General features: G+C 44.1%; 12 protein-coding genes and 3 pseudogenes. 6 read left to right on the top strand and 9 right to left on the bottom strand.

Annotated elements, in window-relative coordinates; genetic code table 11:
- Window positions 1–160: 160 nt before the first annotated feature.
- Entirely contained in the window at window positions 161–1,213 is a 1,053-nt protein-coding gene (locus I1H34_RS12155) for a chlorophyll a/b binding light-harvesting protein (protein ID WP_212665853.1), read from the bottom strand.
- Between the two features lie 690 nt (window positions 1,214–1,903).
- Here I1H34_RS12155 and I1H34_RS12150 point away from each other — a divergent pair.
- Complete coding sequence (locus tag I1H34_RS12150; protein ID WP_212665852.1) at window positions 1,904–2,140, top strand: hypothetical protein; 237 nt, start codon at window positions 1,904–1,906, stop codon at window positions 2,138–2,140.
- Between the two features lie 647 nt (window positions 2,141–2,787).
- The gene (locus I1H34_RS12145) at window positions 2,788–3,354 is read left to right on the top strand and encodes a hypothetical protein (protein WP_212665851.1); all 567 of its coding nucleotides are present in this window, start codon (window positions 2,788–2,790) and stop codon (window positions 3,352–3,354) included.
- Window positions 3,355–3,390: 36 nt separating this feature from the next.
- Here I1H34_RS12145 and I1H34_RS12140 read toward each other — a convergent pair whose 3' ends face one another.
- The 6 genes from I1H34_RS12140 to I1H34_RS12115 form a co-directional block, all read right to left on the bottom strand.
- On the bottom strand, window positions 3,391–4,326 hold the full coding sequence (locus I1H34_RS12140) for a cytochrome b N-terminal domain-containing protein (RefSeq protein WP_212665850.1): 936 nt from the start codon (window positions 4,324–4,326) through the stop codon (window positions 3,391–3,393).
- 1 nt (window position 4,327) lies between these two features.
- On the bottom strand, window positions 4,328–4,657 hold the full coding sequence (locus I1H34_RS12135) for a PadR family transcriptional regulator (RefSeq protein ID WP_212665849.1): 330 nt from the start codon (window positions 4,655–4,657) through the stop codon (window positions 4,328–4,330).
- 245 nt (window positions 4,658–4,902) lie between these two features.
- On the bottom strand, window positions 4,903–9,561 hold the full coding sequence (locus I1H34_RS12130; RefSeq protein ID WP_212665848.1) for a GAF domain-containing protein: 4,659 nt from the start codon (window positions 9,559–9,561) through the stop codon (window positions 4,903–4,905).
- A 77-nt stretch (window positions 9,562–9,638) separates the two neighbouring features.
- Window positions 9,639–10,349: an IS6 family transposase gene (locus I1H34_RS12125; protein WP_212665847.1), complete on the bottom strand. Its 711-nt coding sequence runs from the start codon at window positions 10,347–10,349 to the stop codon at window positions 9,639–9,641.
- A gap of 50 nt (window positions 10,350–10,399) precedes the next feature.
- Window positions 10,400–10,744, bottom strand: coding sequence for a hypothetical protein (locus I1H34_RS12120; RefSeq protein ID WP_212665846.1), 345 nt, complete (start codon window positions 10,742–10,744; stop codon window positions 10,400–10,402).
- A gap of 120 nt (window positions 10,745–10,864) precedes the next feature.
- Window positions 10,865–11,194 (bottom strand): hypothetical protein, encoded by a 330-nt coding sequence (locus tag I1H34_RS12115; protein ID WP_212665845.1) that lies wholly within the window; start codon window positions 11,192–11,194, stop codon window positions 10,865–10,867.
- 335 nt (window positions 11,195–11,529) lie between these two features.
- On the opposite strand from I1H34_RS12115, the gene I1H34_RS12110 reads away from it, so the two are divergent.
- Entirely contained in the window at window positions 11,530–12,882 is a 1,353-nt protein-coding gene (locus I1H34_RS12110; protein WP_212665839.1) for an ISKra4 family transposase, read from the top strand.
- Window positions 12,883–12,909: 27 nt separating this feature from the next.
- On the opposite strand, the pseudogene I1H34_RS32935 reads toward I1H34_RS12110, so the two are convergent.
- Window positions 12,910–13,056: pseudogene (locus I1H34_RS32935) on the bottom strand (transposase); the annotation flags it as partial.
- Window positions 13,057–13,350: 294 nt separating this feature from the next.
- Between I1H34_RS32935 and I1H34_RS12105 the strand changes: the two are divergent.
- The 3 genes and pseudogenes from I1H34_RS12105 to I1H34_RS32145 form a co-directional block, all read left to right on the top strand.
- Window positions 13,351–13,632: pseudogene (locus tag I1H34_RS12105) on the top strand (Rieske 2Fe-2S domain-containing protein); the annotation flags it as partial.
- 81 nt (window positions 13,633–13,713) lie between these two features.
- A complete protein-coding gene (locus tag I1H34_RS12100) occupies window positions 13,714–15,066 on the top strand; it encodes an ISKra4 family transposase (protein ID WP_212665839.1) in 1,353 nt (450 codons plus the stop codon).
- A gap of 36 nt (window positions 15,067–15,102) precedes the next feature.
- Window positions 15,103–15,399, top strand: a pseudogene (locus I1H34_RS32145) (ISNCY family transposase); the annotation flags it as partial.
- Between the two features lie 294 nt (window positions 15,400–15,693).
- On the opposite strand, the gene I1H34_RS12090 reads toward I1H34_RS32145, so the two are convergent.
- A complete protein-coding gene (locus I1H34_RS12090) occupies window positions 15,694–15,966 on the bottom strand; it encodes an RNA recognition motif domain-containing protein (protein WP_212665844.1) in 273 nt (90 codons plus the stop codon).
- Window positions 15,967–15,993 lie beyond the last annotated feature (27 nt).

Raw genomic sequence — 15,993 nt, 5'->3', positions numbered from 1 at the left:
GTTTCGTGAAAAAGAAAGTGGCAAGAGCGTAAAACGGTCAGATTGTTCACGCTCTTACCGTGGCGCTCTTATTCAACGGAGTTGAATGGGGTATAAGGCCTACGCAGACTTATTCGAGAATGCTTGCGCAGGCGGAGCAGTAGCGGTTAGCAATTTTCAATTACTTTGGTTTGACTGCCAGCTGCTCGTCGGTCAAAGAATTGAGAAAGTGATCGACTGATCGAAAGTTAAAGCCTAGCCCTCTCAAGGCATGCCAAAGATGACCTTGGAGAAAATAGAAAGCAAAGATGTAGGTTGTATTCGAAAGCCAGCATCGAGCGGAATGGATGCCGTAGGGGAGATCTACCGTATCTGCAAAGTAGGGCGTAAAGCCAAACTCGATTTGCAAAGCAGGTCCATAAAACTCTTCTGGCCAAATATAGGTATTGACCGAACACCAATAGGCGGACAGGAAACCGAAGAAAGCCACTGCTCCTAAGGAATAGGACAAGATTGCTTCCCCATTGACAGGAACTCGCTTCTTGGCCCAAGGCAACATGGGAACGAGCAAGTGGAAAATCCCACCGACAATATCTAGGACAGCAATAAAGATATGGCCACCGACAATATCTTCCAAATTGTCAACACTGTCGAAATGGGTTTGATAGCCAAAAATAACAGATGGACTGAGGGTGGGATCTGTGACCAACCTGACTTCTTGCAAATCAGGGTCATAGAGTCCTCCCCAATACATGGCCCAACCCACAAATAGGAGGGTATACAAGCCCAAAATGAGGAGATGATGGCCTAAAATTCGACCGAGTTTAGTGGTATTGTCCCATTCGAAATGGTAGGTGCGAGCTGCACCGGAGGCATCACTTAAATCTAAGGGAGCTTTTAAGAGATGAAACAGCGCTCCAGCCCCTAATACAGCCCCTGCAATGATGTGGACCATAGCCACGGCAACCAGCTGTTGAGGATCATCCAGGATTCCACCTGAACCGAAGCCAATGCCCTCTGCGGCCAAATGAGGGAGGAGAACGAGACCTTGGTCCCACATGGGAGAGTCAGTGGTGTAGCGACTTAGCTCAAATAATGTAAAACCACCCGCCCACACCGATATCAAGCCAGCATGACCCGTATGGGCAGAAATAAATAAACCTGAAGAGCTGGCTACGCGCGAATTACCCGCCCACCAGCCATAGGTAACTTCAGGGTTACCGTAGTTTTGCATAGGAAAGTCTCCTTCCTTTTAGAATGTCCATATTTATCGCTCTGTTGCGAACATAGTGAAAGATTTAATAAAGGCCAGAGGTTGAGGGAACCAACCTCTGATCAAGATGTGAGGGCTGTACTAACCAAAGAAATACCGTTTCCAACGAATGTTTTTTGGCCTTACGTTTTCTTGCTATTCAGTCCCAGAACCGAATAGGAAAGAAGTGTGACTTATTGCTCGCTATTTATTGAGAATTAAAATCAATAAGCCTCTTCCGCTATTTAAGCAGGTATTGATAATATTGGCAATAAATTAGTGGGTCTTTTGCCAGCAACGACGATGGGTAGTTAAGAGAATCACTGTTAAGCCCTGTATGCTTTAAGCCCAGATATTTGTTTTTCAACTTGGATGAGGTTTAGGGATCGATATGATTAAGTGAGAAGAGACTCTAATTGAGAATCTATTTAAAAAGTAAAATCTATTAACATCCGATTGATGTTCTAATCTGAAGCATTTAGGCCAGAGTTTTTAATAAAGTTTTGCTGAAAGCCATGCTATGAAGCTGTTTTATGCTTAAGGCTCTAATTTGAGGGTTGATCTAAGCCTGAAAAAATCTGAAATTCACCCTTATATTCTTCTATTTATTGAGAGTTGATCTGAATAAACGGTAGGATGATGCCATCTCTGTTGAAAAACTAAGTGACTACAATGAAACGTTCTAAATCAGTTGAGTTATTTCTTGCCCTGGGTTTATCTGCTACCCTTTTCGCCTGCGATGGCGGCACAACGAATGGTGAAGGGGGAGAACAGGAAAGCCCCAGCCCAGCTGTGGAAAGTCCTGCCGATGATGGCGGAGAAGGTGGAGAGGATGGCTCTACCGATGATGGCGGAGAAGGCGGAGAGGACAGCTCCTCTGATGATGGTGGTGAAGGCGGAGAAGGGTAACCTGCCCTAATCTTCGTTCGTTCATTTAGGTAAATCTTCTACCTAAATAACGATTCTTATTGATTGCCCCTCTCATTTTCATGAACTTTGTTTGGTTTAGAAGATGAGGGGGGTTTGTTGACTTATAGCTATATTTTTGACACTGGCCACAAAAACTAAATCAATATTGCCCGTGAGGGAAAGCCCATAGATGAAAAGATATGGATGTCATCTGAACTATGGACTAAAGCTTTAACCCATCTAAATTGAGGCAAAGCTATGGCCTAGCTGTGGAAAAGGTAAAAGCTTGCCATGCTGCGTTCTGAACCGTGAAAGCTCTAAATATGCAGACTTAGAAAATCCTCTCTTTGCTTGGCAACCGTTGTTAAATGTCCCCTATTTCAGATCTTTAAGATGTAGAAAAATGGTGGAAATTTGATTAACAGGGTAAATCGCTTTTTCTGAGTCATTTAAGATCTCTATCCAGATTTATTCATAATTATGAATAAAATCTCTGTGAAAATATTTGCGATTGAATTATTAAGTAACTTGTTATAAGCCTTCCTCTGACATCCAATCCAATCCTGAATTATTCCTTATACGTAACAATATTCACTTCGCGAATGAAATTTTGCTACTTTGGGAAAGTGTATTCTGTAGGCTAAGCCATGACCATTGGCCCCACCCTCATTCAAAATTCTCACAAAATCGGTGAGCGATTGTGTGCATCAGATCTGATTTCAGCCCATCAGTTGGAAACTGCTCTGTATGAGCAGCGACTCTATGAAATGATGCGGTTAGGTGAGATTCTGACTCTGCATGGATGGGTGCAACAGCAAACGGCTGACTTTTTTGGTGATCAGTGGCCTTACCCCGATACTCAAGCAGATCCAGTTCCCATTGGTAGCTATTTACGTCGGGCTGGACTGATTGATAGAAATATGGTCGACGCTATTTTGGCAGCTCAGCAAAAGACGGGGTTACGGTTTGGAGCCCTTGCTGTTTTGAATGGCTATATTCGCCAAGCCACCTTGGATTTTTTTGTAGAGCAGTTTTACCCTGAACATATTGGGGAACCGCCATACATGATTGTTGATCCAGATAGTCTCACGGATATTAGCGTTAATCCGTTTATTCAATTCGATCCTAATGAAGAAATGCCTGCGACTTCAGAGCCTAATCAGATTGATGACTGTCCCCCTACGTCTGGCAATGGAGTCCAGTGGCTCGATTAAGGGATGACTTTTAGCGGCTATTAGATTCCTAAACCATTAGATCGTGCTTGTATCTTCTGAAGAATGCCAGCTTTCAGGAGCAGTTTGAGCCCAATATTTTTCTTGGAGGATATGGGCAGTGAGATGGATAACGGATAGGAGCAAGGCTGCGATCGCAAGTACGTAGCTGTGCAAGGTATACATATGTTGAAGGGTCAGGGTATTAATGGCACTCCCGCCAGCCAGTACCTCCCGTAGAAATGAGCCTGCGGGTAAAGAGCCAATAATATTGAGCTCAATCTTGAATCGCCAGAAACCGACCTGGTCCCAATTGAGAATAATGGCTGTCCAACTGAGGCCTATTGTTGCTAGTGCTAGGCAAATTCCGCTAATCCAGGCGGTTAACCAAGATCTCATAAACTGCCGTCCCAAAAACATGACGACAATTTGGACTAATGCGAGAACAATCAGGCCATTCCCAGCGATGTTATGCAGACTGAGGATGAGATTGCCGTTGACGATCTGATATGCGATCGCATGCAAGGATGCATGAGCCCCTACCGCTGTCGGCTGATAGTAGAATGCCAGCATGACTCCCGTCATTGCTGCTAGACCACATAGAGTCAATTCCGCCACTGCTAGAAGTGTCGCTATTCGTTGCAGGATAAAATAGGTGCGATTAATTTGTAGGGATTGAGTTGCGATCGCTCCCTGCTTAACGATAGGACCATTATTTGTTTGTTGAGGTCTGGATAACTGGGTGAGAATCTGAGCTACGGTTTTCCGTCCCACCATCCCAAACATATAGATGCCAAAATACAGCAACCGCCATCGAAAGATCAGACTTGCTACCCCCTCTGAATATCGTTGTTGTAGTTTTTCCTGAGAAGAGACAATAGCTCTTAACCAGTCCTGATACTCCTGCCATATATCGGGAAAACGACGGACAAACTGCCCTGTTTTTTCTGCGAGTTTTAAATCCTTCTCATTCATTTCATGCCCCTTCCGTTTCAGGTATCCAGACTGCTACCTCAGCTAGCAGCTGTTGTTTGACATCTAATGCTCTGATGCCTACAGCAGTAATACGGTAGTATTTTCGTCTTGCCCCACTATGCTCTTCTGGCTGCTCATCCCCCCATTCAGACTGGACGAGTCCTTTCTTCTCTAATTTCTTTAAATTGGGATAGAGGGAATTAAAACCAATCTGTTTCCCCCCACTATTTTCAATCGCAGCCAGAATCTCAAGACCATAGCGTCGATGTAATCGTAAGGCCGCTAAGATAACCTCTTGATTAGGCGTCAAACGCAAGTTGGATTCTGACATAGCAGCGCTAGATGTTTTTGAAATATATATTCAAAAATAACACTATATTCAATTATTGGATATAGGGCTTTACTAGGTATATAGCTGGCCACCTATCAAGGACTTTCGGTTATTGATGACTTTTGACTGACGATAAGACATTCCCAAGCCATTCTTTGCAGGAGCGAGCTAAATAGATTGAGACAAAGGGGTATTTAAGAATTGGGAAATTCCTTCTCCATAAAGTTCCTATATCTACTTTTAGCTTACCCATTCCCATTTTGAGGACTCTGTTCCGTGGAGTCCTGAGGAAGAGGTGAAATGAGAGGATGCGTAACCGCTAGAATTTCGTCATAACGAAACTCGTATACTAAATGTCTGAGAGCTTCTTGCAATGGCTGAGCAGTATCATCAAGCTCATCGAGGAGCAGTTCCACCATATGTTGGTCGAGATTATTAGTCGCTTGATGTAATTGAACTAGCCAAGGATGAGGCATTTGAGCTAGATGGTCCACATTTAAGGTGGGAATCGTTGATTTGAGAGGTACTTTATCTTGGTAATGATACTCCACCTCTAAATGTAGAGCCATTTTTTCGAAAATACTTGCTTCTCGATAAGGCTTATGAACGAAATCATCACATCCTGCTCGTAGTGCCAAGTCACGATCTTCATCAAAGGCATTAGCTGTTAAGGCAATGACGACAGGGGGATTCTCCATTTGCTTGATCAAACGCGTAGCGCTCAATCCGTCTAGGATAGGTAGTCGCAAATCCATCCAGACTAAATCAGGTTGCCAGCTTTGGCATAGTGTAACGGCTACTTCACCATTTTTAGCTGCCTTAACCGTAAAACCAATAGTTTCTAGTAGGGTTACTAACAATTCACGACTATCCATATTATCTTCCACTACCAGAATTCGATATTGAGGTTGATCTGGTAATAACCCCATGAACTGACGATGAGAGAGAGATTGCTTTTGCTGTAGAACTTTTTCAACCACAATATTGAAGGTGAAAGTTGTGCCCTGGTTATGGATACTCTGGGCAGTCAAATTTCCGCCCATCAGCTGTACGAATTGACGGCTAATAGCCAATCCTAAGCCTGTTCCTTCTTGGGATTGACGCCCCGTTTCTGTCTGGGCAAACGGCTCAAATAACAACTTAAGTTCTTCTGGGGCAATGCCGGACCCTGTATCTGTCACTGTAAACCGCAGCTCTAGTAATGGAGGTGCATCTGAACTCTCAGAAGTGTCTAAGGCACTGGGCTCCAGGTGCAGCTGGACATGACCACTGGTGGTAAATTTAATGGCATTACTCAGTAAATTCATTAATACCTGTCGGAGTTTTCCGGGGTCTGTCCGAATGTACTGAGGTGGGTTAGGCCCACGGTTAATTAGCAGTGTCAGCCTTTTTTGCTTCGCTTTAATCCCGAGCATACTTTCCACAGTATCCAGAAGCAACGGTAAATCTACAATTTGGGAGTGGAGAGAAGAACGTCCTGCTTCAATCTTGGACATGGTGAGGACATCGTTAATTAAGGCCAGCAGATGTTCACCGCTACGATTAATAATTTCTAGTTGTTCTAGCTGATAGTTCGGGGTACTGGGGTCACGACTGATCAACTGGCTAAAACCTAGGATGGCATTTAAGGGTGTCCTCAATTCATGGCTCATATTTGCCAGAAATGTACTTTTGGCTCGATTCGCCTGCTCTGCTTTTTTCTGAGCTGTTTCAGCTTCTTGTTTAGCGGCCGCCAACTGTTGATTGTTGAAGGTCAATTCTTGGCTTCGAACCGATAAGACATGGCGTTGATGCTGTTCTTTAAGCAGGAGTTCAGCTTGATATAGGGCAATACCCAGTTGATTGGCAATCTTCTGCACAAACTCTATTTCATCCGGCTGCCAAGATCGCGGCCCTGAACATTGATGAATACAGAGCAATCCCCATAAGTTATCTCCCTGGAGTAGGGGCAGAACTAAGTTGGCACGGATATGAAACTGGGCCAAAATTTCAATATGGCAATCACTAAGGCCAGCTTCATGAATATCGGCAACAGCCTGGAAGCGACCGCTCTGATAACGATTTGCATATTGGTCACCAAAGCATCGGTCTCGCACATGGGCTGTCAGGGCAGATGGAAACTCTGGGAGTACTTCTTCTGCGACCATCATGCCTTGGGCGTGGTCCGTATCCTCTATAAATCGATAGATGCAGACGCGATCTGCAGCTAGTAATTGTCGTACCTGAGTCACGGCAGTGCGGAAAATTAACTGTGGTTCAAGACTTTGCCGAATTTGTTGAACAATTTTCTCTAACAGTTCAGCTTTTTCGAGTTGCTTTGCTAATGCTTTCTCGGCCTGATTTCGATGGGCGATCTCTTCCTGCAGGCGGCGGTTCTGAAGTTTTAAGTCCTGACGCTGCTTCTGTTCATCCGCTAATAAATCAGCATGGGCAACAGCAATCCCTAGCTGGGCTGCAACTGTTCCCAATAAAGAGACTTCATCTTTGGTCCAATTCCGTCTGCGCTCGCATTGGTCGAGGAATATAATGCCATTTGGATGATTTTTAAAGGCTGTTCTAACGCTGAGATAGGCTCTAATTCTTAGGGTAGAAGACAGGCTTTCTTTTTCTGATGTCGCCAGACTAGGCTCTTGCCAAATATCAGACACAGGGCGAACTCGATCATTCGCAAGTAACTTTAAAAGACGAGGATGATCTGAGGTGAGGAGGGGATGAGAAAGAGCAGCTTCCCATTCTGGCTGTGAATAGGCTTGGGCAGAGAGTACGAGTTGAGGGTTGGGCTGGTCAGTGTAAGTAAAAAAGGAACACCGACTGACTTGGAATAAAGCACAGAGCTGTTCTACTGCAGATTTTAAAAGGATGTCCAGATCGAGGCTCTGACGAATTTGGTTGGTAATTTCGGATAAGACCTGTTCTCGTTGGAGTTGTTGCTGCAACTCGGCTTCGACCTGAATCCGCTCTGTAATATCTTCGGCAGTTCCCAAAACCCCTACCACTTTTCCTTTAGGGTTATGAAGAGGGACTTTATTGGTGTCCATCCACGTTTTTGTCCCGTCGGCGCGTAGCTGAGTTTCAAGGACATGGAATTGGGGTTGGTTGGAGTTTATGACTTCTAGATCAGAAAGCCGATACCATTCTGCTTCTTCCGGTGGCCAAGGCATCTCTTGGTCAGTTTTGCCAATAATCTCTTCTGCAGTGTTAAAACCCGCTTCTTTGGCAAAAGCACGATTACACCCTAAATAGCGAGAGGTTCTGTCCTTCCAAAAAATGGCTTGAGGAATGGAATCCATCACGAGTTTGAGAAGGGTCTGTGTTTGTTTCTTCTCTTCGATTTCAGTATGTAGTTGTTGGTTCTTTTGAGAGAGTTGTTCTCGCTGGTGGAGTTCTTGGGTGAGTAAGTTGGCGTGGGCTAGGGCAATGCCCACTTCTGTGGCGACTGCAGTGAGTAAGTCTAATTCCTCGGGGGTCCAATCCCGGATGCGATCGCATTGGCTAATCGTAATCGCTCCATTCACATTGCCTTGGTAAGACGTGCGAATACTAACCATAGATTGAATGGAAAGGGCTTCAACCATTGGCAAGCAACTTACCAATAATGGATCGGATTGAGCCTGGGGGCTGGCAATTGCTTCTGGTTGGTTTGCCAGTTGCCGCACATACTCATGATCGGCTAAGCGGACAATCTCTGGTCCTTGGTCTGGATAATCTGCTTCATAATCATGGAACATCAAAGAGAAATGAGGGTCATCCACAGCACTATAGACAAAAATGTTGCATCGACTCGCTTTAAGAGCGCGACGAATTTCTACTACTGCCGTTTCAAAAACATGAAGGCTATCCAGACTTTCATGGATTTTCTGAGTGATTTTACCTAAAAGCTGCGATCGTTGTAACTCTTGAGCTAGAGCTAGATCGCTCTGTTGCCGTTCTACTAATTCTTGCTGTAACTGTATAGCTAAGTCAGCTTGTTGAATCGCAACTGCAAATTGATTGGCCACTTGCTGCAGGAATAAAGCTTCATCTGGCTGCCATACCCGAGGATAGTCACAGGCATGAACCACTAATAACCCCCATAACCTTTTGTGGCCATGATTTTGGGATTGCACAATGGGGGCCACAATCTTAGATTTGACCTGGGCTGGCATCCAGAATTGTTTTAAGCAATGACTCCAGTCGTCTTGGTGTAAGTCCAAAACGATTCGCGGTTTTCTTTGGAGATAAAACTCATAGCATTCAGGTGGGAAATCTTGATCTTCACCATCTAGCTCTTCCATAGCAGGATAGCTAGGGAGAACAGATTCCTCAAGAATGATGCCTCCCCCTCCTGGCATTAAGCGAAACAGCAAAGCTCGATCTGCCCTAACCGTCTGACGGACTTGATTGACAACAAGAGACTGCAGTTCCTTAATATCTCTGGTGCTATGAATGTCTTGGGTAATAAGTCGTAGTAGCCTTTCCTGCTCAATTTGTTGGTTTAATTCTGCTTCTGCTTGCTCCTTGTCTTTAATTTCCTGTTGAAGTCGAAGATTCTGTTGTTCCAATAGCTGGGCTCGATCCTTGGCAAGGATAATATCCTCTAGCAACTGTTGTTGCTGTTCCAAGCCATGATTCCAGTCCTGCAATAGGTTGATTTTTTCTTGTTTAAACGGCTCAACCTGTACTTGCGGGGTCTCATTCATCGCCAATGGGTCGAATAAATGGAGCAGATCATCTTGATTGACAATCCCCAAGAGATGATTACTATTATTTGAATCAACCACCACCATGCGGCGGATGTGATGGTGATGCATTTGTTGATAAACCGACCACAGGCTATCTCTAGGATCGACAAAAAATAGTGGGCTACTCATGACCTGCTCAACGAATGTAGTGGTCGTAGGAATCCCTAAGGTTTGTAATTGCAAGATATCTCGTTCAGTAATGATGGTTGTGTCGCAAAAAATGCTTCCAGTTACAAAACTCCTCAGATTTCTATCCGAGACTATGCAGCTAATCCGAAGATTTGATTGATAAAAGAGATCTGTCCTACCACATCATCTTTGCCCACATTTTTGATCTGACCTTTACGGATCATGTTCATCGCTTCATACCCTTTTAAGGTTCGTCTAGCCGAGTTAAACGATCCAAATCCCATACCAGGGTTCACGAGACTTTTAATGCCACGATGATCTTGCTCCACTATATTATTGAGGTATTTTACCTGCCGTACTTTTACTCCTTCAGGGATACGTTCCTCTTCCTGTAACTGCTCAACAGCAGGAGGATATGCTGGATTCTTGTCCACATTGATCACCCGAGGTTCATGGGTATGAACGGCATTCAGTGCTTTAGTCAGAAAGCGCTTCGCAGCCTTAGCATCCCGCTTTGCTGTGAGTAAAAAGTCGAGGGTGTAGCCATCAGAGTCTACGGCTCGATATAGGTATCGCCACTTTTTACGGATTTTGATGTAAGTTTCATCAACTCTCCAAGAATCATTGGTAGGCTTGAGATGCCGACGACAGCGCTTGTCTAGCTCAGGAGAATATTTGAGAACCCACCGATTGATGGTGCTGTGATCCACCTCTAAGCCCCTCTCTATCATCATCTCTTCTAAATTTCTATAGCTGAGGGGATAACGGCAATACCAACGAACATTGAGCAGGATGATCTCAGATTGGTAATGACGCCATTTGAACAGATCAGTAGTTTTCATTGATGGGAGAGAAAAGGAACAGAGCCTCTCAATTTACCACTGTCTATCGGTCAACACTCTATTTTTGCGACACTACCAGAAATAGAGGGGATCGCCTCACTTAGGTTTATTTGTATCTGTTGAGACTTCTGCAAAGATGGGATGCTCGTCATACTAATCATGCTGCTGCCCTGCACTTGGATAAACTGCTCACCGTGAGTAGTGGTTACTTTAATGACGAATTCTTGGGGCGTTCGATAAATTTCAGGTGGAGCTGTCCAACAGCCTGTTCCAAAACTATTACTAGACTGTTGTTGTTGTCCAGGAGTACCCATCATTAAAGTGACTAAGGTCTGAGCACCTTGGTTGTCAAGGTACATGCTGTGGCCGGGGCCTAATTCACATACATAAGTCATACTGATATCCTTCTCCAGCCATCTGATTTCTATCATCTTCAAACAACGTTTTGGTCTTCGCCATAGTTAATGCAACATCTTATAGTGCCATGAAGCAATCAGAACCTTAACCATCTAAATTTAGCCTGGTTGCACTGTCTGGATTTCCATCTCTTGTACCCATACATAGTTAAAATGCTCAAAGTCTTCCCCAGGTGCGATCAGGGTAGTCGATTCCTTTTGACTGGTGATGAATTTCTCGTGCCACAATTCCCAGGTATAGATGGATGGCAACACCAAGTCAGAACAATACTCAAACCAACATTCTCTTTGAAATCGGGAGAGATCGCAGTGAGCCCGGCTCCTTTGAGTCTTGACCAACCCCAAGTCAATCATTTCTTGAATTAGCGAAGGATGATTGGTCGGTGGTTCTCTATTGTCTATCACATGAGATTCAAAAGATAGCTGCATATTCTCACAAACTTCGCCACCCCTTTGGAGGGCAACCTCGCCGGTCAAATAGCAGCAACTTCGCCACCCCTTTGGAAGTTATCTTCGCCGGTCAAATGGCAATAAACTTCGCCACCTCTGTGGTAATAACTTCGCCGGTCAAATGGCAATAAACTTCGCCACCCCCTAACCATCATTTCGACAGGTCATTCCCCCTAACCAGACCAGGCCAACCTCTAAACTTCTGTGCATTAGTCAGAGGAATGGAGACAGCAATGAAAGCGTAATTTTTGTACATTATTCAAGTTTTTAGTGTTACTCTATCTCTTGCAGAGGTTCGAGAGTAACGGTGAGAGATGGACTACGAATTTAGAGTGATTGTGGAGAAAGTTTCGGTTACCACTCAGGAAGTCGTTAAACGAGACACTCTAAAAATCTATGACATCAAGCAACCAGAATCTATTCTAGATCTAGGATTGCGTCACGAAGAACAAATCTCTCTGCTTTCCAAAGTCCAAAGTGCTCTGTTATCCGAACAATCTACCCTCATCGATACTGGAGTTACGCAGTGCATCAAATGTGGTGGGAAAATAGGCAAGCTTGGTTTTCAACCATCTACATTCCATGCCGTCTTCAGCGATCATAAACTCCGTATCCAAAAACATCGGTGCAAGAATCCTGAGTGTCGATGGCAAAGTATGCCATCGGTGTTGAGCGTCTTTGGCACAGATACTCATCCTGACTTAGTAAAACTGCAATGTGAGAATGGTGCCTTGCATAGCTATCGAGAAGCTCAGGATAATATGGAGCGGCTGAATGCTCAGCGCCGGAGTGTGAATAACCATGTCCAAATCAAAAACGTGACCAATCAAGTCGGTGAGCGTTTATCTCAAGCGAACACTACCCCTCCAGATCAAGAAGAGTTACCCACCCCGGCAGCAGAACTCATTGCTCAAGTCGATGGGGGTCATATTCCTACCAAAGATAAAGACAAGCGCAGTTTTGAAGCCTTATCTGGCATCGTTTATCGTCCTAGTGCCATTGAAGTAGTTGATAAACATCATCGCCAAATTACGGAAAAGACTTGTGTTGTTTCCGCCTTAGAGGATGAGTTGCAAACCATCAAGACCTATCTGCATCATGCGGCACTTAAACAAGGGATGACAGAAGAGACACAGGTCACTGCCTTGGCCGATGGTGCTAGCAACTGCTGGTCAGTCATCTCAGTTCTTGAGCCTCATTGCAAAGCATTAGAGCTGATCTTGGACTGGTTTCATATCGGCAAGAAATTCCGAAATGTCAGCAATGCACTGGGTGAAACCTTTGCAGAATCCCTCGATAGTGCGAAGGGGAGTTTATGGCATGGAAAAGTAGATGATGCTCTGCAGAAGATTGCCATGCTTCGAGACAACATTTCAGATGAGAAGAAGCAAACAAAGCTCAAAGGCTTATACGATTACTTAAAGAATAACAGTGAATATCTTGTCAATTATGACGAGCGAGATAAAGCGGGGCTAGCTTATACCAGTCAAGTTGCAGAATCTCATATTGACACCCTCATTAATGCTCGCCATAAAAAGAAGCAGAAGATGCAATGGACTCGGGTAGGTGCCCATAATGTCTTGCAAATCAGGGCGAGTATGATCAGTAATGAATGGAGTGATAATTGGCTAGATTTAGTTCTTCCTGAAGAAGAAAAAGCTGCTTGAGAATTAGGCTTTTAATGTAGGATATTTACGCTTACAGTCGTATTTGCCTGTACCTTTGTTATCCATCCAAAAGCGCAAGCACTTATTACGAATGAATTGAGCTGTCCTGATGGCTTCATCAATCGCACTTGTTTGATGCTGACTGGTTCTTGCTTTAAACTTTAGTACAATCATACTATTACACTAGCATGTTCGGCATAACAATATGCTTGGAATGGAGTGCTATACACATCTCCAACTAACATTCGTATAGTTGGAGTCTTCACGCACATTTTCTAGATAATGCATAAAAGTTGGGAAAGTTGCTGACGTTTGATTAGTGGTATATCTTTTGAGCGAGGATGGATTAGCATTAACCAACTAGAAATCTGTCATTAGATATTGTCTTCGTCCATCTGAGGTAATAGAGCCACGTTACCTACATAGTTTTCAAGCACGTTCTCAGCAAAACTAGAACAATGGTGCCTTATGACGACAGATATTGACCTCAAGTCAGAAAATCTAAGTGGTTTAGAATCACAATCCACCGCTGAAAGACAACCCTTAAATTGGCTGAAGCAGTGGTATCCGGTTAGTCCCTTAAACTATTTGGATAACTCTTGCCCCACCCCCATCACCTTGCTCGGTAAAAATTTGGTGATCTGGCAACATCAGGGTCAGTGGATAGCAATGGATGATGTTTGTCCCCATAAATTGACGCGGTTATCCCTAGGCAAGATTCAAACGGATGGCACCCTTGTCTGTCGTCAACAGAAAGCGTAATTTTTGTACATTATTCAAGTTTTTAGTGTTACTCTATCTCTTGCAGAGGTTCGAGAGTAACGGTGAGAGATGGACTACGAATTTAGAGTGATTGTGGAGAAAGTTTCGGTTACCACTCAGGAAGTCGTTAAACGAGACACTCTAAAAATCTATGACATCAAGCAACCAGAATCTATTCTAGATCTAGGATTGCGTCACGAAGAACAAATCTCTCTGCTTTCCAAAGTCCAAAGTGCTCTGTTATCCGAACAATCTACCCTCATCGATACTGGAGTTACGCAGTGCATCAAATGTGGTGGGAAAATAGGCAAGCTTGGTTTTCAACCATCTACATTCCATGCCGTCTTCAGCGATCATAAACTCCGTATCCAAAAACATCGGTGCAAGAATCCTGAGTGTCGATGGCAAAGTATGCCATCGGTGTTGAGCGTCTTTGGCACAGATACTCATCCTGACTTAGTAAAACTGCAATGTGAGAATGGTGCCTTGCATAGCTATCGAGAAGCTCAGGATAATATGGAGCGGCTGAATGCTCAGCGCCGGAGTGTGAATAACCATGTCCAAATCAAAAACGTGACCAATCAAGTCGGTGAGCGTTTATCTCAAGCGAACACTACCCCTCCAGATCAAGAAGAGTTACCCACCCCGGCAGCAGAACTCATTGCTCAAGTCGATGGGGGTCATATTCCTACCAAAGATAAAGACAAGCGCAGTTTTGAAGCCTTATCTGGCATCGTTTATCGTCCTAGTGCCATTGAAGTAGTTGATAAACATCATCGCCAAATTACGGAAAAGACTTGTGTTGTTTCCGCCTTAGAGGATGAGTTGCAAACCATCAAGACCTATCTGCATCATGCGGCACTTAAACAAGGGATGACAGAAGAGACACAGGTCACTGCCTTGGCCGATGGTGCTAGCAACTGCTGGTCAGTCATCTCAGTTCTTGAGCCTCATTGCAAAGCATTAGAGCTGATCTTGGACTGGTTTCATATCGGCAAGAAATTCCGAAATGTCAGCAATGCACTGGGTGAAACCTTTGCAGAATCCCTCGATAGTGCGAAGGGGAGTTTATGGCATGGAAAAGTAGATGATGCTCTGCAGAAGATTGCCATGCTTCGAGACAACATTTCAGATGAGAAGAAGCAAACAAAGCTCAAAGGCTTATACGATTACTTAAAGAATAACAGTGAATATCTTGTCAATTATGACGAGCGAGATAAAGCGGGGCTAGCTTATACCAGTCAAGTTGCAGAATCTCATATTGACACCCTCATTAATGCTCGCCATAAAAAGAAGCAGAAGATGCAATGGACTCGGGTAGGTGCCCATAATGTCTTGCAAATCAGGGCGAGTATGATCAGTAATGAATGGAGTGATAATTGGCTAGATTTAGTTCTTCCTGAAGAAGAAAAAGCTGCTTGAGAATTAGGCTTTTAATGTAGGATATTTACGCTTACGTGGAAGGTCGAGAATGAAAACAATAATGTGCTCAAAACCAAGGGCTATCATTTGGAACACAACTTTGGCCATGGCCAAGAGCATCTGGCTGAATTACTGGTGACGCTCAACTTGCTAGCATTTTTGATGCATACAATTTTAGAGTTGCTTGGCGGCACCTATGGGCAACTGCGAGAACTGCTGGTAACTAGAAAGGACTTTTTCCGTGACTTATTTACCCTGACTCGCTATTTTTGGTTCGCTAGTTGGGATGCGTTGTTTGATTTCATGCTCACCGAAGGGGCTAACTCTACTTGAATTCTAAAATGAGAATTGCTGGTTGGGATTTGGCCAAAGTGTTGATAGAGCCTGGAAAGGTTACTATTCAACTGGCTTGAATAAAGCCAAGCTATCCTGTAATCAAGGGAGTAAGACGGTTTACGGGAATAACACCCAAGTCTTTACTAATACCATTAACATGAAAAACCAACTGGGCTGGAAGGGTTGCCTTATTCGTGTCATTTAAGTGAAGAGAAGAACTTTAATCAGGCAGACTCATAGCTCAAAAAATAAATGAGCTATGAGTTCCAACCCCCTTAATTCAAATTAGCTCTACCAGCGGTTACCACCACCACCTCTGTTCTCACGGGGCTTTGCTTGATTCACTTTGAGAGTACGTCCCATCCATTCAGCACCATCTAGTTCTTCAATAGCTTTAGCTTCCTCAGCTTCATCACCCATTTCGACAAAGGCAAATCCACGCTTGCGCCCTGTTTCACGGTCAGTGGGAAGCTTGGCACTTTTTACGGTCCCATATTCAGCAAAAGCGGTATTTAGATCTTGCTCTGTAACATCATAAGAGAGGTTACCAACGTAAATTGACATGCAGTCATTTCCAATATTAGTGATGTT

Source organism: Acaryochloris marina S15 (assembly GCF_018336915.1).
Taxonomy (GTDB): Bacteria; Cyanobacteriota; Cyanobacteriia; order Thermosynechococcales; family Thermosynechococcaceae; genus Acaryochloris; species Acaryochloris marina_A.
This window is presented reverse-complemented; position numbering and strand designations above follow the sequence as displayed.